Genomic DNA, 25,660 nt, shown 5'->3' with positions numbered 1-25,660 from the left:
ATGGCTTATTCCAATCCGTACTACGACCCTGGCAAGCCGCATCACACGCCCACGGGGTTTCGCAATCTGGAGCCGGTGACGCGTGAGCCGGGGGACTTGAAGCGATGGCGGCGGGAGCGGCGTGAGGAAGGGTTACCCAAGCCGCCGGGCGAGGGGTATGACGCGTTTGTCACGCGCTGGTGGCAACCGGCGCAGTTCGACGGGACACACGATGCCGCCTGGTGGCTGGGACATGCCACGGTGTTTGTGCGACGGGGCGGACTGCATGTGATTACAGACCCGGTGCTGTCGCGGCGCGCTTCGCCATTGTCATTTGCAGGGCCCGAGCGGCGTACGCCCACGCCGGCTTCGGTGGCGGATCTGCCGGGGCTGGACGTGGTGATGCTGTCGCACAATCACTATGACCACCTGGATGGCCCGACGGTGCGGGCGTTGGTGAAGCGCTTTCCCAGGGTGTGTTTTGTGGTGCCGCTGGGACTGAAGCGCTGGTTCGACCGGGCAGGTATCCACAACGTGCGGGAGCTGGACTGGTGGGAAAGCACGCGGATCGGCGATGCGACATTCACGCTGGTTCCGGCGCGCCACTGGAGCGCGCGCACCCTGTGGGACACCAATCGCAGTCTATGGGGCGGCTGGGTGATGGAGCAGGACGGATTTCGGTTCTGGTTTGCCGGCGACACGGGCTATTCGGAGCGGCTGGCTGAGATTTCCGAACGGCTGGGCCCGATGGATCTGGCGGCAATTCCCATTGGCGCGTATGCGCCACGCTGGTTCATGGGCGGTCAGCATGTGGACCCCGCGCAGGCGGTGCAGTTGCATCGGGACCTTCGGTGCAGGCAGTCGATTGCCATCCATTGGGGCGTGTTCGAACTGGCGGATGAGCCGCTGGACGAACCCCCGCGCCTGTTGGCCGAAGCGATGGCGGCCGGGGGCATGGGCGCGGACGAGTTCCGGCTGTTACGGCTGGGGGAGGCGCTGGCGCTTTGAAGCGAATCGGACAGCGGGCCCCGTTTGAGGTCTAATGGCCACCGTCATTGATTTAACGCGGAACATCCATGCAGTTTCTTGAACTACGCCTCGAAGGCGATTACGTCGAACTCAACCTGCTTCTGAAGCTGGTGGGTGTCTGCGACAGCGGTGGCGCGGGCAAGCGCCTGGTAGCCGAGGGCCGGGTGTCGGTAGACGGCAGTGTGGAGATGCGCAAGACCTATAAGGTGCGCGCGGGTCAGCTGGTGACGCTGGATGATATCGAGATCAGCGTGCTGCCGGAAATCGACTGATTCAATGGGTGCCGCTCACGCCTCAGGGCGGAGCTTGCAAGGCAAAGGCCCGGCGCATGCGCCGGGCCTTTGTCGTTTTACATACCGGCCGTCGAGGACTTGGCGGGCGACATGGTGTCGCTGCTGGCTGCCTTCTTCGGGTGCTTGTGCTTCATGGGCTTTTCGCCGGACATCGAATCCTTGGACATCGAATCCTTTGACATGGAGTCACTGGACATGGAGCCCTTGGACATCGAGTCCTTCGACATCGAGTCCTTCGACATGGAATTTGCCGAGGTGGACGCCGCCGCCGGGGTCGACTTCTGGGACATGGAATCCTGAGCGAGAGCTGCACCGCTCAGGGTCATACAGCCGAGCACCATCGAAAGCAGCAGTTTGTTGGCGTTGCGCATGACTGAACTCCTGAAAATTTAAAGCGCCTGGATTGAGAGCGATGCGCGGCGCATAAGGCATCGTCTGAGATAGACCGGGGAACCCGCTGGATGCTGACGCTACCTTTTTGCTTTTTCGTTTGCTGTTGCGAAGCAGCAAATTTGCGGGCTTTCGTTCAGCTACGACGGCATGTTTGGAAGCGCAGGTGCCGTGATCTTGCGAATTGCGCAGTTTTTCAGTGAAGGTGTCGTCACGTTTACACAGGCGATCTTTACTCGTTTCCATTGGCGCTTCTCAATGGAAGTCCCGGGAGACCGACGCGACGGCGGGCAGGAGTTGGCTGTAATCGTGCAATTGCCGCGCCACCAGATGGTGAACACCTTCGACGGATTGCCACTGTCCCTGCACACCGAGAAGCACCGCGCCGAGCAGGGCGTGACGGAATGCTGTGGCAACGTGCGGACGAACGACGACGTTGATCTGGCCGGATTCGTCTTCCAGGGTAACGAAGGTGACGCCGCTCGCTGTTTCCGGCCGCTGGCGCACCGTCACCAGGCCGGCGTGATGCACGAGAGTGCCGTGGCGAAGGTTCAGCAGTTCTCTGGCCTGCGCGCAGTGCATGCGTTTCAGCTGGCCACGGATGAGACTGACGGGATGCGCTTCCAGCGACAGGCCATGGGTGGCGTAATCGGCAAAAACATTTTCCGCGAGTGACGGTGGCCGCAAGGCCGGACGGGTCTCCGGGGTATGCCGGTTTGCGAACAGCGGAAGGGAGCGTTCGATGCCTGAACTTTCCCAGCGCGCACGATACCGGTGACCACTCAGCTGGCGAAGGGCGCCGGCGTCGGCGAGGCGCTCGCGCTCGAAACGGCTGAGCGAGGCGCGTTCGCTGAGGTCAGCCAGATGATCGAAGGGGCGCTGGCGCCGTGCTGCGACGATACGTTGTGCCAGGGCTTGGGACAGTCCGCTGATCATGCGCAGGCCAAGGCGCAGCGCATGGGGGTAGGCCGCGTTGGGGGTGGCCTCCAGTGTGGAGTCCCACTCGCTGGCGGTGACGTCAGGTGGACGAACTTGTGCACCTTGCCGGCGCAGGTCCTGCACGAGTTGCGCGGGCGCGTAAAAGCCCATGGGTTGACTGTTGAGCAACGCGCAGGTGAACACGGCGGGGTAATGGCATTTCAGGTATGAGGAGGCATAGGCCAGCAGCGCAAAACCTGCGGCATGGGATTCGGGGAAACCGTAGCTGCCGAATCCCTTGATCTGGTCGATGATCTGCTGGATGAACCCGGCCGGATAGTTGTTTCTGGCCATCGCCTCGCGAATGCGCGGCTCGAATTTTTCCACGCCACCGCGACGCTTCCATGCGGCCATGGAGCGGCGCAGATCATCGGCATCGGCGGCGGAAAAGCCGGCGACTTCCTGAAGCAGCGACATGACCTGCTCCTGGAAAATGGGCACGCCCAGCGTGCGCTCCAGCACATTCTTCACGCCTTTTTCGTAGATGATGCTTTCAGGCGGCAGCTTGCGGCGTTGCAGATAGGGATGAACCATGCCGCCCTGAATGGGGCCGGGGCGCACGATCGCTACCTGGATCACCAGGTCGTAATACGTCGCCGGCTTCAGGCGCGGAAGCATCGACATCTGCGCACGCGACTCAATCTGGAACACCCCGACGGTGTCGGCGCGCTGGATCATGTTGTACGTGGGGCCATCCCCGTGGGGGATGTCTGCCAGGCGCGGAAAGTCCCTGTACTTGTAATCGCGAAGCAGGTTCAGCGTTTTTCTGAGGCAGGTGAGCATGCCCAGGGCGAGGCAGTCGACCTTGAGCAGTTGCATTGTTTCAAGATCATCCTTGTCCCACTGGATGATGGTGCGGTTGTCCATGGCTGCATTTTCCACCGGTACCAGAAAATGCAGCGGCGTGTCGGAAATGACGAAGCCGCCAACGTGTTGGGAGAGATGCCGCGGCATGCCCTTCAGTTGCTCCACCAGCTTTATCAGCAGCTCCATGGTGGGGGTGTGCGGATCAAAGCCGCGCTCGCGCAGTAGCTTCTCAATGGGCACATTGCCGTTCGCGTGCGAATAGGCGTGACTCAACTGATCGAGCTGGTCTTCGGACAGTCCCAGGGCACGACCGATATCGCGCGAGGCGCTCTTGCTCCGGTAGCTGATGACGGTTGCGGCCAGCGCAGCGCGTTCACGGCCGTACTTCTTGAAGACGTATTGCAGCACGTCTTCGCGACGTTCGTGTTCGAAGTCCACGTCGATATCGGGTGGCTCGTTGCGCTGTTCGGAAATGAAGCGTTCGAGCAATGTGGAGCTTTGCGCCGGATCGACCTCGGTGATGCCAAGACAAAAACAGACCACCGAGTTGGCGGCCGATCCGCGTCCCTGACACAGGATGGATTGGCTGCGTGCGAAATGGACGATGTCGTGGACGGTAAGGAAAAACGCCTCGAATTTCAGCTTCGCAATGATGGGCAGTTCTTTTTCGATAAGCGCGCGTACATGCGCTGTCTCGCCTTCGGGCCAGCGCTCCCTGACGCCCTTCTCGACGAGTTGACGCAGGTAGGTGGTGGCGTCCAGTCCTTCCGGAACCAGTTCACGCGGATACACGTAGTTGATTTTACGGATGTCGAACGAGCGGCAGCGGTCGGCCACGCGGCAGGCTTCGGCCAGGAGGTCGGGGGGATAAATCCGTGCCAGCACGTCACGTCGGCGCAGATGCCGCTCGCCATTGGGAAACAGGGCATGTCCGGCTTCGCTCAGGGGCACATTCAGCCGGATGGCAGTCATCACATCCTGCAACTGGCGTCGCTGGCGCACGTGCATGTGCACATCGCCGGATGCCACGCACGGCAGGCCGTGGCGTTCGGCCAGGGCACGCAGCGCGTCGAGTTCAGCGGCGTCATGCTGACCACGATGCAACTCGACGGTCATCCATGCGCGGCCGGCAAAGTGGCGTGCCACCCATGCGGCGTGTGTGTCGTTGCGTGCCGCATCGGGACTGGCCAGCGGAGCAGGTTGCCACAGCACGCACAGGCCATCAGCCAGTGATTCCAGGTCGGCCGGGTGCAATTCGTAGCGACCTTTGGGAGCGCGTCGCCGGCCTTGCGTGATGATGCGGCACAGTTCGGTATAGCCGTCTTTATTCTCAACCAGCAACACGAGGGTGGGACCCTGGGTCAGCCGCAGTTCGCTGCCCACGATGAGGCTGACGCCCGTGGCAAGCGATGCTTCCAGCCCGCGCACGATGCCGGACAATGAGCATTCATCGGTGATGGCCAGTGCGTGATAACCCAGGTCACGGGCGCGTTCGAAGAGCTCCAGTGCGCTGGACGCGCCACGTTGAAAGCTGAAGTCACTCAGGGCGTGCAGCTCGGCATACGCGGGCAGAACGGTCTCATCGTCATTGGCGGGAACAAGGTGACGCATGGGAATCATGCGAACCAGCCGTGCAGCATCCAGCCGTCCAGCGTGCCGGCCGGAAGATAAGCCCACGCGTGCTGTCCCTGGACGGTACGCACGATGTAGTAATCCCGCCGCATATCCTGGCCATCCCACCAGCCGCTTTCGATGCGCTCGGGACCGGCAAGCAATTGAGCCGGATGGGGATGCATGGGGCAGGGCTGCTTCAACAGCCACAGAGGGCGGCGCTTGTGGTCGGGCAGGAACGGTGCTCCCGGGGTGCCGTAGCCCGATGCATATTCAGGACGGTGGTCGGCTACCTGCATGATCTGCTTCAGCGCGGCGTCGCCCAGGCGCGCACGCAGTCGCTCATCCAGCGTGGGCCAGTCGAGCCCCTCGCCGCGGATGGGTTCAAACAGGTCGCGTGCGGTTGGCCGGAACATGGGCAGGTGGGCCGCATGCAAACGGAGAGCACGGGCAGGCGCAGGCAGCGTGCTGTTTTCAAGCCGCGTGCGCGCCAGTTCAAACAGCCGGTCGGCATCGCGTTGCGGAGCGGCCATGGCGACAGGAATAGGGGTGACCTCGCCGCGTGCGTGCTCAAGCGTCAGCACGAAACGTTGCACACCGCCATCCCGCGCGGCCAGCAGATTGGCCAGCGAACGGGTGAGGCGGCGTAACGGAAAAAGCAGGGGCTCGCTGCCGTCCAGCTCGCTGTCGAACTCCATGCGCTGTTCAAAGTCAGCCGGCGGCTGCCAGGCGGGAAGGATGTGCGAGGTGTGACCGCGAAGACGGTCGAGCCATTCCACACCTTCGCGGCCGATGCGACGGGTGAGTTCGGGGCGCGGCAGATGGAAGATGTCGTTCAGATGGCGAAAGCCCATGGACTCCAGTGCCTGAATGCTGGAGCGTGGCAGGCCGCTGAGTGCCAGCGGAAGCGCGCCGAGCATGCGGATCACGCCCTCCGGCTGCGCAATGACCATGCCGTCTGCCGTGGCGGCGAATACCCAGGACGCGGCGGCAAAGGGTGTGGCTGCGATGGTGTAGGCATGCCCCTGCGCAGACAGGCCTTCCTTGAGGCGTTGAGCCAGCACGGGCCAGCCATCAAAAAGTCGCAGGCTGGCGCCGGCTTCCATCAGCAATGCGTAAGGGGGCACCAGACTGACGTGAGCGCTGAACTGATAGCACCACGCGGCCAGTTCGGCGAGCAGCCGCGTTTCGGCGGCGGCATCACGCGGGCGAACGCGCAGTGCCGGACACAGTGCGCGGGCAGCAGCAAGGCTCTGGCCTCGCCTGACCCCGGCCTCAGCGGCTTCGGGGTTGGCCATGGCAATGACGCGCTTACGCGCCTTGTTGTCCAGCAAGGCAGAGGGGCCTGCCTCCGGTGACGCGGCGAAGGCGGCGGAGAACGCCAGGCCGGGAAATCGGAGACAGGCCCAAAGCATGACTGCGGCAACCAGGTGTCGAGGAGACCTCCGTCATGACGGCTACAGCAGTAATCGTCATGACCGGACTCATCAGGCACGCATACGCAGAAGGGGGGCGGTGGTGGTCAGCAGGCCGCGCGACTTGAGCACATCCACATAGGTGGCCTCATCGCTGTTGCTGACTTTCAGGCGCAGTGCGGCCGGACTGTTGTGTGCAGCGTGCTCTGCGGAACGGAAGATCATGGCGCAGGCATCGCCGCTTTCTGCGGCCAGTTGCAGGCGGCGCAGGCTGCGGTAGTCGATGTCCCACAGCCAGCCAACCACAGCACCGCAGCAGCCCGAGCGCAGGCATTGCTCCATGCTCCAGGCGGCTTCGGTCGTGCCGGCATGAATTTCATGCAGGAAACGCAGATCGACACCGGCGGCCACGAGCGCGGGGGCATAGGGCAGGTGCGGCGGCGCCACGAAGATGACGCGGCGATGCTCCTGGGTGAGTGCCGCCAGGGCGGGCATCACCAGATCCAGTTCGCCCAGACCGTCGTTTTCGTAGAGGATTTCGCTTAAAGCCCCCTGCGGCCAGCCGCCGCCGGGCAACTTCGCATCCAGCGATTCCCAGCCGGTGGCCAGTGCGCGCACGCGCGGCTGGCGTTCGGCGGAACGGCGCCAGATGCCCGGATGGTCAAGAACCTGGGCGAGAGTCGGTGTGGCGATGGCGTTCATGGGTCAGGTCCTGCGAATGATGCCGACGTAACGCCCTTCAATGGCGAACGCATGGCGGCGGGGGTCGATTTCGATGGGATCGAAATCCGGATTGGCGGGCATCAGGAAGAGCTTGTCCCGCTCGTGCTTCAGGCGTTTCACGGTGACTTCGTCGTCGACGCGGGCCACCACGATCTGTCCATCGGTGGCGACCGGCGTGCGGTGCACGGCCAGCAGGTCGCCATCCAGAATGCCGACATCGCGCATGCTCAGGCCCACCACGCGCAGCAGGTAATCCGCACGCGGGCGGAACAGGGCCGGATCGACTTCCAGCTGCGATTCGATGTTTTCTTCCGCCAGGATCGGCGAGCCTGCAGCCACGCGACCAATCAGCGGCAATTCGTTCTGAGTGTGACTGGCCTGGGTAAGGCTGGCCGGCAGGCGCAGGCCCCGGTGCTGCGGCGAGCGTTCGATCACGCCCTTGCGTACCAGCGACTCCACGCAGGCCTGCGCGGAGCTGTGGCTGGGAAAGCCCAGGGCCTCGGCGATCTCGCGCAGGGTGGGAGGAAGGCCCTGTGCCTGCAGGTATTGCTGCAGGAACGCGAGGGTCTTTTGCTGACGGTCGGTGAGGGTGGGAGTGGCCATGTGTACAAATGTACGTACATGGCCGGGTGTGCGCAAGTGCATTTCTGTATTGCACGTTTGTGCACGATTGGGTACATTTCTGCCCATTCGTCCTCCACGGCTTTTCTCAATGATCGCTCCCGCCGCACGCGCCACGCGCCTCATATTTCTCTTGTCCGGCATCGGCATGGCCAGTTGGGCTCCCATGGTTCCTTTCGCCAAGGCCAATCTGGGCCTGGACGAAGCCAGCCTGGGCATGGTCCTGTTGTGCATGGGCTGCGGTGCCACGGCAGCCATGCCGCTCGCCGGATTTCTCACGCATCGCTATGGCAATCGCAACGTCATCGGCGTGAGTGCACTGCTGCTTTGCCTCGCGCTGCCGCTGCTGACCGTGGCGCCGAGTGCGTGGTGGCTGGGTGCCGCACTGCTGTTCTTTGGTGCCACGCTGGGCGTGGTGGATGTGGCGATGAACGCGCATGCGGTGGATGTGGAGAAGCATGCAGCGCGTCCGATGATGTCCGGCTTCCATGGCGTTTTCAGTATCGGCGGCCTGGTGGGCTCGGTGGTGATGAGTGCCCTGTTGCGCGCCGGTGCGCCATTGCTGAGCTGTGCCATCGCGGTATCGGTACTTTTGTTTGTGGTGGTGGCCACGCAGTGGAAGCATCTGCTTGCGCACGTGGACGATGAGTCGACCTCCACACACACCGGCTTCCGCATGCCGTCGCCCATGGCCTTCCTGCTGGGCTTCCTGTGCATGATCGTCTTCCTCGCCGAAGGCGCGATGCTGGACTGGAGTGCGGTGTTCCTGCGCTTCTCGCGCGGCTTCGACATCTCGATGGCGGGCCTCGGCTATGCCGTGTTCTCCGTGGCGATGGCCACGGGCCGTCTCCTCGGCGACCGGATCACCGCGAAGCTGGGTCCGGTCATGATCGTGCGTCTGGGCAGCTTCATTGCCGCCATCGGCTTCGTGGTGGCCACGACGCTGCCGTGGGGTTATGCCGGCTTGCTTGGCTTCCTGCTGGTGGGCATGGGCGCCTCCAATATCGTGCCGGTGCTGTTCAGTGCCGCCGGTCGTCTGCCGGGAACATCGGCCGGTATCGCCATCGCCACGGTGACCGCGCTCGGTTATGCGGGAATGCTCGCCGGTCCTGCGGTCATCGGTTTTGCGGCGCATGCTTTCAGCTTGCCGGTCGCGCTGTTCGGTATCGGCGTGCTGCTGATTCTGGTCACCCTGAGCGCGAACATCGCGCGTCGTTGAGGAGGTTGTCATGCATTCCAATCACAAGCGCGATGTGGTGATTTTCGATTTCGGCGGCGTGTTGATCGACTGGAATCCGCGTTATCTGTATCGCAAGCTTTTCGGTGATGACGAGGCGGGCATGGAGCGTTTTCTTGCTGAAGTGACTACCCCGGAGTGGAATCTTCAGCAGGATGCCGGGCGTCCCTGGAGCGAGGCGGTGACATTGCTTACGGCGCATCATCCGTCACAGGCGGAACTGATTGCGGCGTATCAGCATCGCTGGGAAGAAACGCTCAACGGTGCCATCGACGACAGCCTGCACATTCTTCGCGAGTTGAAGGATGCCGGGCATCCGCTTTACGGCCTGACCAACTGGTCGCAGGAAACGTTTCCCATCGCGCGCGAACGCTTCGATTTTCTGGAGTGGTTCGACGGTATTGTGGTGTCGGGCGAAGAAGGCACGATCAAGCCGGATGAGAAAATCTATCGCATTCTGCTGGAGCGCTACGACATTGATCCGGCCCGCGCCGTGTTCATCGACGACAGTCAGCGCAACGTGGAAGCCGCCGAAGCCTTCGGCATTCATGGCATTCATTTCCATGCCCCGGCGCAGTTGCGGGCGGAGCTGGTGAAGCTGGGGTTTCTGCCAGCATGAACGACGGCATGGATGTGGCGCTGCCGGGCGAACGCCAGCGCGTGATCGCCGAACGGTTGCATCGCGACGGCCGTGTGATCGCGGCGGATCTGGCGGTAGAGTTCCGTGTTTCGGAAGACTCGATTCGCCGCGACCTTCGTGACATGGCTGCGCAGGGCCTGTGCAAGCGGGTCTATGGCGGCGCATTGCTGATGCATGACGTGGCGCCGTTGAGCGTGCGCCATAAGGAGAATGCAGGCCTGAAGCGGTCGTTGGCGCAGGTGGCTGCGGGGCTGGTGGGCAAGGGACAGATCATCTTCCTGGACGCGGGGTCGACCAACTCGGCTATTGCGGCCGCGCTGCCTGAGCATCATGGGCTGACCGTGGTAACGAATGCGCCGGATGTGGCGCTGGCCGTGCTCGGGCGTCCCGGGTTCGATGTGCTGCTGCTGGGCGGCCGGGTGCATCCGAAGATCGGTGGCGCCATTGGCTCACTGACGTTGCGTCAGGCCCAGGGCATTCGCGCGGACCTTTGTTTCCCGGGCATTTGCGCGATTGATCCGGTGCATGGGCTGTGGACGTACGACAGTGAGGAAGTGGTACTGAAGCAGGCGATCATCGAAGCCAGCGGCGAAACGGTGGCGGTTGCCACGCCGGACAAGCTGATTGCAGCGGCCACGCATCACACGGCACCGATTGCCGCCATTGCGCATCTGGTGGTTGCGGCGGATACGGATGAGGCGGTGGTGGCGGCGTATCGCGCGGCGGGGGTGGCGGTTTATCGTGCTTAGGCTGGCTGGCGCCATCGCGAGCAGCACAAAAAAAGCCGGGGTGCCTGAACTGCACCCCGGCCTTTTGATTCAACAGGTCTGGATCAGCCTGCTTTTTTCTTTGCCAGGCGCAGCCACGTATCCACGACGGTGTCGGGGTTGAGGGACACCGATTCGATGCCCTGTTCCATCAGCCACTCGGCCAGGTCGGGGTGATCGGACGGGCCCTGGCCGCAGATGCCGATGTACTTGCCCTTGGCCTTCGCGGTCTTGATGGCCATGGACAGCAGCTTCTTGACGGCCGGGTCGCGTTCGTCGAACAGGCCAGCCACGATGCTGGAGTCGCGGTCCAGGCCCAGGGTGAGCTGGGTCAGGTCGTTGGAGCCGATGGAGAAGCCGTCGAAGATGTCGAGGAACTCGTCGGCCAGCAGGGCGTTGGACGGCACTTCGCACATCATGATGACCTTCAGGTCGTTCTCGCCCTGCGTGAGGCCGTTCTTCTTCAGCACCTCGATGACCTTGCGGCCTTCGTCAAGCGTGCGCACGAAGGGAATCATGATCCACACATTGGTGAGGCCCATTTCCTCGCGCACGTACTTGGCCGCGCGGCACTCCAGGGCGAACGCATCCGCAAAGCCCGGATCGACGTAACGGCTGGCGCCGCGATAGCCGATCATCGGGTTTTCTTCGTGCGGCTCGTAGCGCGAACCGCCCAGCAGGCCGGCGTATTCGTTGGACTTGAAGTCGGACAGGCGCACGATCACCGGCTTGGGATACACCGAGGCGGCGATGGTGGCGATGCCCTCGGCCAGGCGATCCACATAGAAGCTGACCGGGTCGGCATAGCCGGCGATGCGCGCGTCGATGCGTGCCTTGGTCTCGGCATCCTGTTTGGCGTATTCCAGCAGGGCCTTCGGATGCACGCCGATGTGGCTGGCGATGATCATTTCCAGACGAGCCAGGCCGATGCCCGCATTCGGCAGCATGCCGAAGTCGAAGGCGCGCTCGGGGTTGGCCACGTTCATCATGATCTTCAGCGGCGCCTCGGGCATGTGGCCCAGGTCGGCGGTGATGCGATCAAACTTCAGGATGCCGTCATAGATGGTGCCGGTGTCGCCTTCGGCGCAGGACACGGTGACTTCGGCGCCATCGGGGATGGAGTCCAGCGCGTTGCCGCAACCGACCACGGCGGGCACGCCCAGCTCACGGGCGATGATGGCCGCGTGGCAGGTGCGGCCGCCACGGTTGGTGACGATGGCGGCGGCGCGCTTCATCACCGGCTCCCAGTCCGGATCGGTCATGTCGGCCACAAGGACGTCGCCGGGCTGCACCTTGTTCATGTCGGCCAGCGAGCGGATCACGCGCGCCTTGCCGGCGCCGATCTTCTGGCCGATGGCGCGACCGGTGGTCAGCACGGTGCCGCGCTCGTTGAGCTGGAAGCGCTCAAGCGTGGTGGTCGTGGAGCGTGACTTCACGGTTTCCGGGCGGGCCTGCACGATGTACAGCTTGCCGGTGTTGCCGTCCTTCGCCCACTCGATGTCCATCGGGCGGCCGTAGTGCTTTTCGATGATGAGGGACTGGCGGGCCAGTTCTTCCACGTCCGCATCGTTGATGCAGAAACGGTGGCGGTCGTCGGCCGGGGTTTCCTCGATGCGCACGCGTTCGCCGGGGGCGTCCGAATAGACCATGCGCTGCTGCTTGGCACCCAGGCTGCGGCGCAGAACGGCCGGCTTGCCCTGATTGAGGGTGGGCTTGAAGACGTAGAACTCATCCGGATTGACGGCACCCTGCACGACCATTTCGCCCAGACCATAGGAGCCGGTGACGAACACGACGTCGCGGAAGCCCGATTCGGTGTCCAGCGTGAAAAGCACGCCGGAGGCGCCGACGTCCGAGCGCACCATCAGCTGCACGCCGGCGGACAGAAAGACGTCCTCGTGCTTGAAGCCCTGGTGCACGCGATAGGCGATGGCGCGGTCGTTATAGAGCGAGGCGAAAACTTCTTTCACCTTGTGCAGCACGTCGTCGATGCCGACCACGTTGAGGAAGGTTTCCTGCTGGCCCGCGAACGAGGCATCGGGAAGGTCTTCCGCCGTGGCGGACGAGCGCACGGCAACGGCGATGTCGTCGCTGCCGGCGTCCTTGCACAGCTTGATGTAAGCGTCGCGGATGGCCTGTTCCAGATCGGCGGGCAGGGCGGTGTCCACGATCCAGCCGCGGATTTCCTTGCCGCCCTTGACCAGTTCATCCACGTTGTCCACGTCCAGCGTGGCCAGCCGGTCCTGAATGCGTTTCGCCAGGCCGCTCTTTTCAAGGTAGGACTGGAAGGCATCCGCCGTGGTGGCAAAGCCACCCGGGACGGAAACACCGAGTTTCGCCAGATTGCCGATCATTTCGCCAAGGGAGGCATTCTTGCCACCTACCTTGCCCAGATCGGTCATGCGCAGCGCGTCGAGCCAAAGCACCAGGTCGCTCAAAGGAAGTTCCTCAAAATCGGTTCGTCAAAGGTGTCTGTCGGAATGCGGACGTGCAGGCCGCGCGAAGAAAGTCCTCTATTGTCGGGGCCCCAGAGGGCGTGAAACAAGGCGCGATGCACAAACGTTCAGCCGCTGTGCGGGCAAACGTTTACGCGCTAAGGTGCAAACCATACAGGCCAAACCGGATCGTTCCCGATGCGCAGAACCGTCTTCTTCATTTCCGACTCGACCGGCATCACGGCCGAAACCATCGGAAACAGCATGCTGGCCCAGTTCGAGGGCGTGCAGTTCGATACCCATCGGCTGCCCTTCATCGACAATGCCCAGAAGGCAGAGGCTGCCGCACTGCGGATCAAGACGAAGTATGCGCAGGACGGCCAGCGGCCCATCGTGGTCAACACCATGACCTCCCGGGCGCTGTGCGACATCGTCGGTGGAAGCGGGGCGCTGATGCTGGACGTGTTTGCCCCCTTCATTGATCCGCTGGAGGAAGAGCTTGGCGCCAAACGCTCCGGAGCCGTGAACCGCTCCCACGGCCTGGTGGATTTCGAGCGCTACGAGGCGCGCATCAACGCGACCAACTATGCCCTGGCGCACGATGATGGCCTGGACGTGGATTACAACGAATCGGATCTGGTGCTGGTGGGCGTGTCCCGTTCCGGCAAGACACCCACCTGTCTTTACATGGCATTGCATTACGGGGTCTGTGCCGCCAACTACCCGCTGACGGACGATGACCTGGACAAGCTTGAACTCCCCACGCGCCTGCGTCCGTATCGCAGCCGGCTTTTCGGCCTGACCATCGACCCCAACCGCCTCGCCCAGATTCGCGAGCAGCGCCGTCCCGGCAGCCGCTATGCAACGCTGAAGCAGTGCAAGTGGGAGCTGGAGCAGGCCGACAAGCTGATGCGCCGGGAAAACATCCCTGTTCTGAATACCACGCATACGTCCATCGAGGAGATCTCCAGCAAGATCTTTGAATACCTCGGTATCGAACGCCATATGTACTGACAGGACCCCACAGGAAATCCGAGTGACCTCAGTCATCGAACGCCCTTCGCCGTTTCTCCCCGGACGCTTCGGCTTCCTCATGGGGCTTTACGGCGAAAACTATCACCGGCTGGCGAGGCTGTTTGCACCGCAGCGTCTGGCGACGGGGATCTATGTGTCCGACGTGGACGATGGACTGAAAGTCAGGTTGCAGGTGCAGGAGAAGCACCCCTATACGCTTGAGCTTGAACTCACCTACGACTTCGTGGACGAGCAGACCGGCCAGCCGTCGCCTTCTGCGCAGTTGCGCATGTACACCGATGCGCACGTGGCCGAAGCATTGCATTGCCATCCGGGTCGCCGGTTGTGGCAGGTGCTTGGCCCGTTCCCTGCGGCACACACGGTGTTTCAGCACCGCCTGCGCATGAACGGATTCCTCAGTCGCTGGCTGGAATACCTGGCGGAGCAGGGGCATTCGATCGGCACGCTGGAGCGCGTGGGCGATGGGTCTGATTCGACCTGACTGATGCCTGGTGATGGACCGCCCGGATGCGGGCAGTCTGCTTTTGGCATAAACTCGGGACGAAAAAAAACCCGCTAGAGGGCGGGCGTTTTTTCCAGAAGTAAGTGGCGGAGCGGACGGGACTCGAACCCGCGACCTCCGGCGTGACAGGCCAGCATTCTAACCGACTGAACTACCGCTCCGCATTTACTTCCATCTCTCCAGATAACTAACCAACTCTCTACATCACACATCTTCGATGTTCCGAAGAAGTGGCGTCCCCACGGGGATTCGAACCCCGGTCGCCACCGTGAAAGGGTGATGTCCTAGGCCTCTAGACGATGGGGACGTATAGAGTTGGTGGAGCCAGCCGGGATCGAACCGGCGACCTCCTGCATGCCATGCAGGCGCTCTCCCAGCTGAGCTATGGCCCCGCTCTGGAGCCGCAAAGAATAGGGCGGAGGAGGGGGTCCGTCAAGCATTCGATGCAATTTTTTTTGAAATATTTTCACGGAAATTGAAATCATCAATCGTGACGGACATTTAGCTTCACACGCCCAATTCGTCATGGCGCGAAAGTTGCTCAAAGAATAAACAGCATCGCGTTAACGACACCTCGCACGCGCTAATCTCAATGCAGGAACGCATCAGGGATACGCATGCACGAACTCGTTTTCATCCAGGATCTGGCCACGGTGATGCTTGTGGCCGGGCTTACGACAGTTATTTTCCAGCGCCTCCGGCAACCGGTCGTGCTGGGCTACATCATTGCGGGACTTCTGATCGGGCCGCATACGCTGCCGGTCATCTTCATCCACGACGAACAAACCATCCGCACGCTCTCCGAACTGGGCATGATCCTGCTGCTGTTTGCACTGGGTCTGGAGTTCAGCCTCAAGAAGCTTCGTGCTGTCGGTGGCGCAGCGCTGGTGGCGGCCTTCGCAGAAATCGTCCTGATGGTGTGGATCGGCTACGAGATCGGCCGCTTCTTCTCGTGGTCGGCGATGGACTCGCTGTTCCTTGGGGCCATGCTCTCCATCTCCTCCACCACGATCATCATGAAGGCGCTGGAGGATCTGGGCCTCAAACGCGAGCGCTTCGCGCAGCTGATGTTCGGCATCCTCATCGTGGAGGACCTGCTGGCCATCGTGCTGATGGCACTGCTTACCGGTATTGCCAGCACGGGCGGGGTGGAGGCGGGCGATGCATTCGCTGCCATCGGTCGCCTCGGCCTGTTCATGGCGGTGTCGCTGGTGGTCGGTCTGCTGCTGGTGCCGCGCGTGGTGGACTACATCGCCCGGGTCAGCCGCAACGACGTACTGCTGGTGGCCGTGCTCGGCATCCTGTTCGGCTTCTGCCTGCTGGTGACCGAACTCGGCTACAGCGTGGCGCTGGGCGCCTTCATGATCGGTGCGATTGTGGCGGAGTCCGAAGCGGTGGCGCGCGTCGAGCGCATCATCATGCCGGTGCGCGACATGTTCAGTGCCATCTTCTTCGTGGCCATCGGCATGTTGATCGACCCCGCGCTGCTGGTGGAATACGCATGGCCCATCTTCATCGTCACGGTCGCCGTGGTGGTGGGCAAAGTAATGACGTGCAGTTTCGGCAGTTTTGTGGCGGGCAACGATGGCCGCACGTCGCTGCGCGTCGGCATGGGGCTGGCGCAGATCGGCGAGTTCTCGTTCGTCATCGCGTCGCTGGGCCTCACTCTCAACGTCACCAGCAAGTTCCTTTACCCCGTGGCAGTCGCCGTGTCGGCCATCACCACCTTCCTGACGCCCTATCTGATCCGCGGATCAGATCCGCTGGCCGGGTTTCTCGCCCGGCGCCTGCCGGCAAGGCTCACCGGTGTGGGGCGCGCCTATACAGACTGGATGGGTAACCTGGGTCTGTCGGGGCAGGGCGCCATCGTGATGAAGATGATCCGGCGACTGGTCTGGCACGTGGTCATCAACATGATGCTGGTGATTGCCGTCTTCATTGTGGTGGCATATGCCTATCGCCGCGGCTTCCTGCATCTGGAACTGCTGGCCGGACAGGTAACGATCCAGCGCAGCCTCGCCTGGTCGCTGGCCGCCCTGCTGTCGCTGCCCATGATTGTTGCTGCCTATCGCAAGGCAGGGGCCCTGGGCATGCTTCTGGCAGAACTCAGCATTCCCGAGCACGTGGGGGGCAGCCGCAATTACACCATTCGCAGCCTGCTCGCGCGGGTCATCCCGATGGCGGTGCTGCTGGTGCTGGGGCTGCTGGTGGCGGCACTGGCGTCCACCATTCTGCCGCCGCGCGAAGTGGCGTTCCTCATTATCCTTTTGGGAGCGGGACTTACGTGGCTTCTCTGGCGGGTCCTGGTCCAGGTGCACGCGCGTTTGCAGGCGGCGCTTAAGGACACGCTGGACAAGCCCGGGCACTCGCCAGAGGAATAAGCGGCCCGCCTTGAACTATTTCCCATGAACCTTGTCCCATCCACCGTCATTGCAAGCTGGGCGCGAACCACCGCACAATGGCGTTCTGCCTCCACACGGAGGTGTACCGGCGTCGCCGAATCTTTCAAGAATGAGGGAGTATCGAATGAAGCACTTTTTGCGTCCCACGATGACGGCCGCCGCGCTGGCTGTTGCGCTGGCCACGACCGCGGGCGCATCTGCCCAGGCTGCCAAGACCCCCAAGGCCGCTGCGACGTCCGCAGCTCCGGCTGGTGCGGTTGACAAGCAGAAGGCCAGCTACGTGGTGGGTTGGGATATCGCCAGCCAGCTGCCGCCGCTCGTCCGCGCCGAGCTTGATCCGGCAACCGTCGGCAAGGCGGTGCAGGCTGCCCTCTCGGGCCAGCAGCCGACCATGTCGAACGAAGAAGCCAAGGCTGTCCGTGACGCGTTCACGACCCAGCTGAAGGCCAAGGCAGAGCGTGAATACAACGCAGAGTCGACCAAGAATGCCGCGGAAGGCGCTGCCTTCCTTGCCAAGAACAAGTCCGCTCCTGGCGTAAAGACCACCGCTTCGGGTTTGCAGTACGAAGTCATCCAGGCCGGTACCGGTCAGCGTCCGGGCCCGTCCGACACGGTTTCGATCAACTACACCGGCACGTTTGTGAACGGCGAAGTGTTTGACGCCTCGGCTGCCCACAAGGATGCCGAGCACCCGAACGGCGCACCGGCCACGATCCCGCTTGCCTCGGTTATCCCGGGCTTCCGCGAAGGTCTGCAGCTGATGCAGGTCGGTGGCAAGTACAAGCTGTTCATCCCGGCAGCCATCGCTTACGGCGCCAAGCCGGAGAACGGCTTCCCGCCGAATGCGACGATCATCTTCGAGGTTGAACTCCTGAAGACGGCCGCCACGCCGGCAGGTGCAGGTCCGCAGGGCGGCGCCGGCAAGTAAGCTGGTTGCGTTAAAGCTCTGAAAGTAAAAGAAGGGGTGCGGAGCAATCCGCACCCCTTTTCGTTGTCTGGCGGACGGAACGCCGCGCCACCTCGCATGGCGCGTCACGGTCTTCTACAATGCCCCGTTCCATCGCGGCGCCTTGCTGGCGCCAGGGAATGTCATGAAAGTCACGATCTTCGGAACCGGTTACGTGGGCCTCGTCACGGGCGCATGTCTGGCGGAAATGGGCAACCACGTTGTGTGCGTGGACGTCGATGCAGACAAGGTGGAGTGCCTGAAAAACGGCGAAGTGCCGATTTACGAGCCGGGGCTTGAGCCCATGGTCCGGCGCAACCACGAGGAAGGCCGGCTGGATTTCACCACCGAAGCCGCTCCTGCTGTAGCTCATGGCGACATCATTTTCATCGCGGTGGGCACCCCGCCCGATGAAGATGGCAGCGCCGACCTGAAATACGTGCTGGCCGTCGCGCGCTCGGTGGGCGATCACCTGGGGCGTTATGCCGTGATCGTGAACAAGTCCACCGTGCCGGTGGGTACGGCCGATCGCGTGCGCGACATGGTGGCGTCGCGTCTTGCGGCGCGTGAGGCAAGCGTCGAATTCGACGTGGTCTCCAATCCCGAATTCCTGAAAGAGGGCGATGCGGTCGAGGACTGCCTGCGCCCGGATCGCATCATCGTGGGCGCTTCCAGCCCGCGCGCCGTGACCCAGCTGCGCAAGCTCTACGCGCCGTTCAATCGCAATCACGACCGCATGGTGGTGATGGATGAGCGTTCGGCTGAGCTGACCAAATACGCCGCCAACGCGATGCTGGCGACCAAGATCAGCTTCATGAACGAAATTGCCAATATCGCAGAGCGCGTGGGCGCCGACGTCGAGCTGGTTCGCCAGGGCATCGGCTCGGACCCGCGCATTGGCTACAGCTTCATCTATCCGGGCGCCGGTTACGGTGGTTCGTGCTTCCCGAAGGATGTGCAGGCCCTTGGTCGTACGGCGCATGCCTATGGTTACGAGGCCGTGCTGCTCAATGCCGTGGAGGCGGTCAACGACGCGCAGAAGTCGAAGCTGTTCGAACTCATTTCGCGTCACTTCAACGGCGAGCTGGCCGGCAAGACGGTGGCCATCTGGGGTCTCGCATTCAAGCCCAACACCGACGACATGCGTGAAGCCTCAAGCCGTCGCCTGATGGAGCAGCTGTGGGATGCAGGCGCCACGGTTCGCGCGTGCGATCCGGAAGCGGCAGACGAAACCCGCCGCATTTACGGCGAGCGTGATGACCTGGTGCTGTGCGACCGGCCTTATCAGGCGCTGGAAGGCGCCGATGTGCTTGCCATCGTTACCGAGTGGAAGGCATTCCGCAGCCCCGACTTCAGCCGCGTCCAGGGTCTTCTGAAAACGCCAGCCATCTTCGATGGCCGTAACCTGTATGACCCGGTGGCGGTGGAAGATGCGGGCCTGGCGTACTACGGCATTGGCCGTGGCCGCAGCCTGAGGCAATCCCCGTGAGCAACAACATGGACAACCGGGTTACCGAGCTTGAGGTCAAGCTGGCCTTCGTCGAGGATACGGTCAACGGGCTGTCGTCCGCTGATGCCGATATCTCCCAGCGTCTGGCGGCGCTTGAGCGCGCCATGCGCGCCCTGCACTCGGACCTGACTTCCCTGCGCGCGGGCATCGGTGGTGATCCGCATGCCGAACCACCGCCGCCGCACTACTGAGCCGCATCAAGAGCATTCCATGGCAGATTCACTTCGCGATCTCCTGCTGAAAGCAGGCTTCACTCCTCCCGCCCGGGAGGAAAAGCGCGCGCCTGCGCCGCGTCCTCAGGGCTCCGGTTCCCAGCAGGGCAAGCGCCCGCAGGGTGCGGCACCGGCCGGACGCAACAACCGGCCTGCTTCCGGTGGCGGCAACAACAACCAGCGCGGCGGCAAACCGCAGCGTCCGCAGGGCGCTCCTGCTCCGCGCAAGGACGGCGAGATCGACCTGGCCAAGGCGTATGCCATCCGCTCGCAGGCCGAGGCGGCTGAGCGCAAGCGCCTGGAACAGGAGGCGGCCGAAGTGGCGCGCCTGCGCAAGGAGCGCAAGCGCAAGCTGGAGCAGTTGCTGGCTGGCAATGCGCTGAACAAGCCGGATGCCGACAAAGTCCGGCATTTTCCTTATGGCGACAAGATCCGTCGCGTGTACGTGGACGACGCGCAGCTGGTCGCGCTCAATGCGGGCGAGTTGGGTGTCGTGCAGCACGGCGGGCGTTATCTGCTGCTGGATCGCAAGGTGATCGAGCAGATCCGCGACGTCGCGCCGGAGCATATTGCCCTGGTGGTCGATCCCAATGCGGTCGATGAAGGCGACGATGGCGTGCCTGATGATCTGATGTGGTGATCGTCAGTCGCTGCTGAGGCACAAAAAAGGGAGCACATGCTCCCTTTTTCTTTTCGTCCCAACCGGTGGCGATCAGGCCAGCGGCTGGGTGAGTACCGGGTTGTCCCAGCCTTCCTTCGGCTTGAAGCGCGCGCCGTGACGTTCCGCCAGCTTGTCGAGGCGGGCGCGCACGGCAGCGACGCCTTCCGCGCGCACGTACTGGATGGGGCCGCCCCGGAACGGCGCGAAGCCGGTGCCGAAGATGACGCCGGCATCCAGCAGGTCGGCATCGTCCACCACGCCTTCGGCGAGGCAGGCGACGGCTTCGTTGACCATCGGCAGAATCATGCGGTCCTGCACATCGGCGGGCGGCACGTAGTTCGGATCCACTTCCGGCTTTTCCGGCTTGCCTTCCTTCCACACGTAGAGGCCTTCGCCATCCTTCTTGCCGCGCTTGTTGGCAGCCAGTTTGGCTTCCAGGCCCTGCGGAATTTCCAGGCCGAGGAAGGGGGCCAGTTCCTTGCCTACCGAGGCGCAGACGTCCAGGCCCACCGTGTCGGCCAGCTCGATCGGGCCCATCGGCATGCCGAACTTCTTTGCTTCGCGATCCAGCACCGGACCCGGCACGCCTTCGTTGTAAAGGCGCATGGATTCCATGAGGTACGGCATGAGGATGCGGTTGACCAGGAATCCCGGCGTGCCCTTGACCGGCACCGGCAGTTTGCCGATGGCCTTGCAGAAGGCGAGGGCGCGTTTTTCGATGGCAGGGTCCAGGCCGTCGTGGCGGACCACTTCCACCAGCGGCATCTGCGCCACCGGATTGAAGAAGTGCAGGCCGAGGAAGCGCTGCGGCGCTTTCAGGCCCTGACGCAGTTCGTCCAGCGGAATGCTTGAGGTGTTGGTCGCGAGAATTTCATCGGCCTGGAACTGCGGCTCGATGGCGGCGTAGAGGTCGTGCTTGGCCTGCGCGTTTTCGAAAATGGCCTCGATGGCGAGATCGGCTTCGGCGACGCCTTTGCCTTCCACATCCGCACGCAGACGCTTGACCGCTTCCTCGACTTTTGCGGGCGCCTTGAGTTTTTTCTCGTACATCGCGCGGGCGCGTTTCAGCGCCGGCTCGATGAACTTGAGTTCGCGATCCTGCAGCGTGACGTTGAAGCCCTTCAGTGCTGCCCACGCCGCGATGTCGCCGCCCATGACGCCGGCGCCGACTACATGCACGTGTTCGATGCCATGCTCTGCGCCGCCGCCGAGACCCTTGAGGCGTTCCTGCAGGAAGAAGATGCGGATGAGGTTGCGGGCGGTCGCCGTTTCGGCAAGCTTCGCCACCGATTTCGCTTCCAGCTTCAGACGCTGCTGGATGTTGCTGCCACCGCGACGCCACACCTCGATCAGTGCAAACGGCGCCGGATAGTGTTCCTTGCGCACCTTCGCTGCCGTCTGCTTGAGCACCATCGGCGCGATGATCTGCCGGGCCGGCCAGGTGTTGGTGGCCCACGCTTTGGCGCGCAACGCAAATGCCTGCTTCGTCGGGCGCTTGAGCAGATGACGTGCCTCTGCCAGCAGCTCGTCCGGTCGGGCGATGCGGTCAACAAGGCCCACTGCTTTCGCGCGACGCGCGTTGAACGGCTTGCCGGTGAGCATGGCCGGCAGCGCATCGGGCGCACCGATCAGGCGCGGCAGGCGGGCGGTGCCGCCCCAGCCGGGGTGGATGCCGAGCATGACTTCGGGCAGGCCGATCTTCGTGCGCTCGTCGTCCGCTGCAATGCGCATGCGGCAGGCGAGGGCCAGTTCGGTGCCGCCGCCCATGCACGCGCCGTGGATGGCGGCGACTGTGGGGCAGGGAAGGCGGGCAAGATTCTCGAAGATGCGCTGGCCGTTCTGGATGCTTTCCAGAACACCGCCTTCTTTGGCAAATTCGATAAATTCCTTGATATCGGCACCGGCCGCAAAGCCCGAGGGCTTGGCCGAGTGGATGATCACCCCGGGCGGATTCTCAATGGCCAGGCGCTCGACGATGTCGTTGAGTTCGCCCAGAACCTCGCGCGACAGAGCGTTGACGCTGCTGCCTTCGCGGTCCAGGGTGAGGACGACGATGCCGCTTTCGTCTTCGCTGGTTTTCCAGTGTTTAAAACGCAGTCCTTCAAACATGGCTCATCTGGCGATAGCGAGTGATCGCGCCACCTTACCGTTGTGCCGCTCCGATTGCGAGATGGCGGCAGAAATGCGAACGGGCTATCTGGCGCGCCGGGCGGATTGGCACAATACTTGTGGCATCACAGCCGCCGTACGAACAATGCATACCGACGCGCATTCAGGGACCGAGGTCTTCGAGAGCATCCTGTCAGCCGCCGGTCCTCTGGTTGCGCTGGACACTGACGACTCCGCCCCCCTGCTGGACCAGTTCCGGCTGGTGGCCCGGCGCACCGGGCAGGCGGTGTATCTGTGGCGTCAGGGCGAGGGGCTGTGCAGTCTGAGGGATGCGCAGATGCGCGTTCCTGGCTGCGTCCGCCTGGGTGATGCGTTGCGTTACATCCTGCAAAGCCTGCATTTCGGCGTTTACCTGGTGGAGATGCCCGAGGGCGTGCCAAGCGCCACCGACAGTGCGCTTCTGCGGCAACTTGCGCGCGCGCAGACCGAACACGTGCGCCGGGTCGTTCTTCTGGGAGCCAGTTCGTCCTTGCTGGGGGCGCTGGACAACGTCGTGGCGCGGGTGGATGCCGACTGGCGCACCCGCACCGTCAAACCCCGTCTTCGTGACGGGCGCTGGGTCGTATGAGTACGTATCAATGAGCGAGGCCTGGGGGGTCATCCTTTTCACGGAACGTCGCGAACTGCGCCGCTCCATGTTCGATGCACTGGATGGGGGAGACGACATTGCGCTGTACAGCGCACGAGATCTTGCCCATCTGCGCAGTTTGCTGGATGAGCATCCGCCGCTGGCGCTGATGGTCGTGGAAATCGACGGTCATGCCGGTCATGGTCTGGCGGCGGTTGAAGCACTTCGTGCGTTGCCGCTGTATGCCCGCGTTCCGCTGATCTGCGTGCTGCCTGATGCGGCGGCGCTCCAGTTCATGCCTGCGGACACGGTCGACTGGGTTCGCGCGGAGATGCTGGAGGACGAGTTGCTGGCGCGTGCGCGTCGCGCCATGGCCAGCGTGGTGGCTCATCCGCCCGCGCCGTATCCGCCGCCACCTGATGTCCGGGTTGTTGCCGCTCCCGTGCCCGCACCCGTGCTGCCGGTGACGTCCGGCACCGCGGGCGACTATCGTTTTGCGTTCGACGCTGGCTGCGCCTGGATCGTGGCGGCTGCCGGCACCGGGCGGATTATCGAAGTGGGCGATGCGTTTGCCCGCCTTTTTACCGATGCCGCGTTTCTGCGCGACGGAGCCACGGTTGGCAGCGTGTTCCGGTTGAGCAACGGCACGCCCTGGCCTGCCGCGAACGCCGATGCATTGTTGTGCAGCCTGTGCCGTCCGGAGGGCGTGGACATCCCCGGCGAGATCGACATCCGTCGCATCGAGCAGGCCGGTGAGCATCGCATTGCGATTGCCTTCCGCGACTTCCGTTCCAGCGAAATGGCCGAGCGCGCACTGTCGCTTCTGTCGTTGCTTGATGCGTCCGCCAGTGACGATGAAGGCATGGGCGAGGCGGCAGCGATGCTTGCAGACGCACTGGAGCTTGATGTCGTCGCCATCTGGTCAACGATGATCGAGGGCGATTCGCCCGCGCCACCCCTGATTCGCCTGTGGAACGGCCCGGGAACGGTGGTGTGGCCGGAAGAGGGCAGTTTGCCGCTGCTGATGTCCTGCCTGGCGGGCAATGCGGTGGTCCGGCTTCAGCCGTCCGATGTGGGCACGGTTGCTGACCCGCTGGTGGATGCGCTGAGTCTGAATTCGTTTGCATTCCTGCCATTGATCGACGAGCGGCGTGCTGTGCTGGGCGCGATGTTTGTGGGTCGCAGGCGGGCGCTGGATGATGCGCGTGTGCTGGAGCCTGCGCTGCGCGCGGCGTCGTCGCGCTTTGCATCGGCACTGGAACTGCGCCGCACGCGCGAGCAGGGTCGGGCCAAGGGTTTGCTCGATGGCCTGACCGGGCTGCCGAACCGGCTGCTGTTCAATGACCGTCTGGACACCACCATCCGCGAGGCGCAGCGCACGGGCGAATGCTTTGCCGCGCTGTTCGTGGACCTTGACCGCTTCAAGAGCATCAACGACACACTGGGTCACAGCGTGGGCGACCAGGTGCTGTCTGCCGTAGCGCGGCGCCTGCGCGCCAGCGTGCGCGCATCCGACACCGTGGCCCGTTATGCGGGTGACGAGTTCACCTTGATCCTGCGGCACATCATCAAGCGTGATGACGTGCTGCGTATCGCGGAGAAGATCGTCCAGGTGATGGAAACGCCGTTGCCGCTGGACGATGGTTCCGAGCTGCAGATGACGGTATCCATCGGCGTGGCGTTCTTCCCCGACGATGCCTCCGACGGCGAGCATCTGCTGCGGCATGCGGATGAGGCGATGTATGGCGCGAAGAGTCTGGGGCGCAACAATTTCCAGATCTATGCCCCCAGCTCCGACCTCTCCCAGCAACAGCACGTCGCACTGAAAGCCAAGCTGCGCCATGCCGAACGCAACGGTGAGTTGCGCGTGTTCTACCAGCCGCAGGTCGACACCATGACCGAGGATATCGTTGGCATGGAAGCGCTGGTGCGCTGGGAGCATCCGGAGCTTGGCACCATCTCGCCCGCATTCTTCATTCCGCTGGCCGAAGCCAGTGGTCTCATCGTGTCCATTGGCGAATGGGTGATGCGTACGGCCTGCGCGCAGGCGCATGCCTGGGAGAAAATGTTTGGCCTGCGTCTGCGCCTGGGCGTAAACCTGTCGGCCGTGCAGCTGATGCAGCCCAACCTCGTGGCCACGGTGGCCGGCGCATTGATCGACACCGGGCTGGACCCATCCTGCCTCGAGCTGGAAGTGACCGAAAGCATCAGCGTGAAGACCGTGCCGCACCTGGTCGAAAGTCTTGATGCGCTGCATGCGATGGGTTGTCGCATTGCCATCGACGATTTCGGCACCGGTGCGGCATCACTGGACTACCTGCGGCGCCTTCCTGCCGACCGCATCAAGATCGACCAGAGCTTCGTACGCAACATTGGTGTGGACCCCGACGACGAGGCCATCGTGCGCGCCACCATCGACATGGCCCACCGGCTGAAGCGGGGCGTCGTGGCCGAAGGTGTGGAAATCGAGCAGCACCTGAATTTCCTGCGGGCCAACGGATGCGACGAATTGCAGGGCTATCTGTTCTGCCGGCCGCTGCCGGCCATCAGTTTTGAAAAACTGCTTGGCGAGCGGCAAAGGCTTCTGACCGAAGGTCTGGCGCCCGCTGGCAGTGCTTGATTCAGGCAGCGGACAGCTCCATTGAACAGGGGTAGTAGGATGGGCATCGGGTTCCCGACAGGGGCGGCCAGCCTTCGCCGATGAACTTGGCGAGTCAGCGCTTGTCTCAG

General features: G+C 63.2%; 21 protein-coding genes and 3 tRNA genes. 14 read left to right on the top strand and 10 right to left on the bottom strand.

Features of this window, described 5'->3' with window-relative positions; genetic code table 11:
* On the top strand, nt 1-987 hold the full coding sequence (locus FHW69_RS15350; RefSeq protein WP_183423961.1) for an MBL fold metallo-hydrolase: 987 nt from the start codon (nt 1-3) through the stop codon (nt 985-987).
* Between the two features lie 68 nt (nt 988-1,055).
* A complete protein-coding gene (locus tag FHW69_RS15345; RefSeq protein WP_183423960.1) occupies nt 1,056-1,280 on the top strand; it encodes an RNA-binding S4 domain-containing protein in 225 nt (74 codons plus the stop codon).
* A gap of 77 nt (nt 1,281-1,357) precedes the next feature.
* Here FHW69_RS15345 and FHW69_RS15340 read toward each other — a convergent pair whose 3' ends face one another.
* The 5 genes from FHW69_RS15340 to lexA all read right to left on the bottom strand — a co-directional run bounded on the left by FHW69_RS15340 (nt 1,358) and on the right by lexA (nt 7,828).
* The gene (locus FHW69_RS15340) at nt 1,358-1,672 is read right to left on the bottom strand and encodes a pentapeptide MXKDX repeat protein (protein ID WP_183423959.1); all 315 of its coding nucleotides are present in this window, start codon (nt 1,670-1,672) and stop codon (nt 1,358-1,360) included.
* 274 nt (nt 1,673-1,946) lie between these two features.
* On the bottom strand, nt 1,947-5,087 hold the full coding sequence (locus FHW69_RS15335; RefSeq protein ID WP_183423958.1) for an error-prone DNA polymerase: 3,141 nt from the start codon (nt 5,085-5,087) through the stop codon (nt 1,947-1,949).
* A gap of 5 nt (nt 5,088-5,092) precedes the next feature.
* Complete coding sequence (locus tag FHW69_RS15330; protein WP_183423957.1) at nt 5,093-6,502, bottom strand: DNA polymerase Y family protein; 1,410 nt, start codon at nt 6,500-6,502, stop codon at nt 5,093-5,095.
* A 72-nt stretch (nt 6,503-6,574) separates the two neighbouring features.
* On the bottom strand, nt 6,575-7,204 hold the full coding sequence (gene imuA, locus FHW69_RS15325) for a translesion DNA synthesis-associated protein ImuA (RefSeq protein ID WP_183423956.1): 630 nt from the start codon (nt 7,202-7,204) through the stop codon (nt 6,575-6,577).
* Between the two features lie 3 nt (nt 7,205-7,207).
* On the bottom strand, nt 7,208-7,828 hold the full coding sequence (gene lexA, locus FHW69_RS15320) for a transcriptional repressor LexA (RefSeq protein WP_183423955.1): 621 nt from the start codon (nt 7,826-7,828) through the stop codon (nt 7,208-7,210).
* 109 nt (nt 7,829-7,937) lie between these two features.
* On the opposite strand from lexA, the gene FHW69_RS15315 reads away from it, so the two are divergent.
* Genes FHW69_RS15315 through FHW69_RS15305 form a run of 3 tightly spaced genes read left to right on the top strand, consistent with a single transcriptional unit; the run spans nt 7,938 to nt 10,472 of the window.
* Nucleotides 7,938-9,065 carry an MFS transporter gene (locus FHW69_RS15315; RefSeq protein ID WP_183423954.1) on the top strand — a complete coding sequence of 376 codons (1,128 nt, stop codon included), beginning with the start codon at nt 7,938-7,940 and terminating at the stop codon, nt 9,063-9,065.
* 10 nt (nt 9,066-9,075) lie between these two features.
* The gene (locus FHW69_RS15310; RefSeq protein ID WP_183423953.1) at nt 9,076-9,702 is read left to right on the top strand and encodes an HAD family phosphatase; all 627 of its coding nucleotides are present in this window, start codon (nt 9,076-9,078) and stop codon (nt 9,700-9,702) included.
* A complete protein-coding gene (locus tag FHW69_RS15305) occupies nt 9,699-10,472 on the top strand; it encodes a DeoR/GlpR family DNA-binding transcription regulator (protein ID WP_183423952.1) in 774 nt (257 codons plus the stop codon). Before FHW69_RS15310 ends, FHW69_RS15305 begins: the two co-directional genes overlap by 4 nt.
* 83 nt (nt 10,473-10,555) lie before the next feature.
* On the opposite strand, the gene ppsA is transcribed toward FHW69_RS15305, so the two are convergent.
* Nucleotides 10,556-12,928 carry a phosphoenolpyruvate synthase gene (gene ppsA / locus FHW69_RS15300; RefSeq protein WP_183423951.1) on the bottom strand — a complete coding sequence of 791 codons (2,373 nt, stop codon included), beginning with the start codon at nt 12,926-12,928 and terminating at the stop codon, nt 10,556-10,558.
* 195 nt (nt 12,929-13,123) lie between these two features.
* Here ppsA and FHW69_RS15295 point away from each other — a divergent pair, with 195 nt between their 5' ends.
* On the top strand, nt 13,124-13,939 hold the full coding sequence (locus FHW69_RS15295; protein ID WP_183423950.1) for a pyruvate, water dikinase regulatory protein: 816 nt from the start codon (nt 13,124-13,126) through the stop codon (nt 13,937-13,939).
* 22 nt (nt 13,940-13,961) lie between these two features.
* Nucleotides 13,962-14,441 carry a DUF1249 domain-containing protein gene (locus tag FHW69_RS15290; RefSeq protein ID WP_183423949.1) on the top strand — a complete coding sequence of 160 codons (480 nt, stop codon included), beginning with the start codon at nt 13,962-13,964 and terminating at the stop codon, nt 14,439-14,441.
* A 105-nt stretch (nt 14,442-14,546) separates the two neighbouring features.
* Here the strand turns inward: FHW69_RS15290 and FHW69_RS15285 are convergent.
* The 3 genes from FHW69_RS15285 to FHW69_RS15275 form a co-directional block, all read right to left on the bottom strand.
* Nucleotides 14,547-14,623: transfer RNA gene (locus tag FHW69_RS15285), tRNA-Asp, on the bottom strand.
* Nucleotides 14,624-14,693: 70 nt separating this feature from the next.
* Nucleotides 14,694-14,769, bottom strand: a tRNA-Glu gene (locus tag FHW69_RS15280).
* A 9-nt stretch (nt 14,770-14,778) separates the two neighbouring features.
* Nucleotides 14,779-14,854, bottom strand: a tRNA-Ala gene (locus FHW69_RS15275).
* A gap of 225 nt (nt 14,855-15,079) precedes the next feature.
* Here FHW69_RS15275 and FHW69_RS15270 point away from each other — a divergent pair.
* The 5 genes from FHW69_RS15270 (at nt 15,080) to FHW69_RS15250 (ending at nt 20,172) form a co-directional block, all read left to right on the top strand.
* On the top strand, nt 15,080-16,843 hold the full coding sequence (locus tag FHW69_RS15270; RefSeq protein ID WP_183423948.1) for a cation:proton antiporter: 1,764 nt from the start codon (nt 15,080-15,082) through the stop codon (nt 16,841-16,843).
* Nucleotides 16,844-16,988: 145 nt separating this feature from the next.
* Nucleotides 16,989-17,792 carry an FKBP-type peptidyl-prolyl cis-trans isomerase gene (locus FHW69_RS15265; RefSeq protein WP_183423947.1) on the top strand — a complete coding sequence of 268 codons (804 nt, stop codon included), beginning with the start codon at nt 16,989-16,991 and terminating at the stop codon, nt 17,790-17,792.
* 163 nt (nt 17,793-17,955) lie between these two features.
* The gene (locus FHW69_RS15260; RefSeq protein WP_183423946.1) at nt 17,956-19,299 is read left to right on the top strand and encodes a UDP-glucose/GDP-mannose dehydrogenase family protein; all 1,344 of its coding nucleotides are present in this window, start codon (nt 17,956-17,958) and stop codon (nt 19,297-19,299) included.
* Nucleotides 19,296-19,511, top strand: a complete 216-nt coding sequence (locus FHW69_RS15255) for a SlyX family protein (RefSeq protein ID WP_343204035.1) — start codon at nt 19,296-19,298, stop codon at nt 19,509-19,511. Before FHW69_RS15260 ends, FHW69_RS15255 begins: the two co-directional genes overlap by 4 nt.
* A 19-nt stretch (nt 19,512-19,530) precedes the next feature.
* Nucleotides 19,531-20,172 (top strand): DUF2058 family protein, encoded by a 642-nt coding sequence (locus FHW69_RS15250; protein ID WP_183423945.1) that lies wholly within the window; start codon nt 19,531-19,533, stop codon nt 20,170-20,172.
* A 72-nt stretch (nt 20,173-20,244) separates the two neighbouring features.
* Here FHW69_RS15250 and FHW69_RS15245 read toward each other — a convergent pair whose 3' ends face one another.
* Entirely contained in the window at nt 20,245-22,302 is a 2,058-nt protein-coding gene (locus tag FHW69_RS15245; RefSeq protein ID WP_183423944.1) for a 3-hydroxyacyl-CoA dehydrogenase NAD-binding domain-containing protein, read from the bottom strand.
* A 145-nt stretch (nt 22,303-22,447) separates the two neighbouring features.
* On the opposite strand from FHW69_RS15245, the gene FHW69_RS15240 reads away from it, so the two are divergent.
* The gene (locus FHW69_RS15240) at nt 22,448-22,930 is read left to right on the top strand and encodes a hypothetical protein (protein WP_221195577.1); all 483 of its coding nucleotides are present in this window, start codon (nt 22,448-22,450) and stop codon (nt 22,928-22,930) included.
* A 10-nt stretch (nt 22,931-22,940) separates the two neighbouring features.
* The gene (locus FHW69_RS15235; protein ID WP_183423943.1) at nt 22,941-25,550 is read left to right on the top strand and encodes a bifunctional diguanylate cyclase/phosphodiesterase; all 2,610 of its coding nucleotides are present in this window, start codon (nt 22,941-22,943) and stop codon (nt 25,548-25,550) included.
* Nucleotides 25,551-25,660 lie beyond the last annotated feature (110 nt).

It is taken from the genome of Luteibacter sp. Sphag1AF (assembly GCF_014192715.1).
Taxonomy (GTDB): domain Bacteria; phylum Pseudomonadota; class Gammaproteobacteria; order Xanthomonadales; family Rhodanobacteraceae; genus Luteibacter.
Note: the sequence above shows the minus strand (reverse complement) of the source record. Positions and strands in the feature narration are given on the sequence as shown.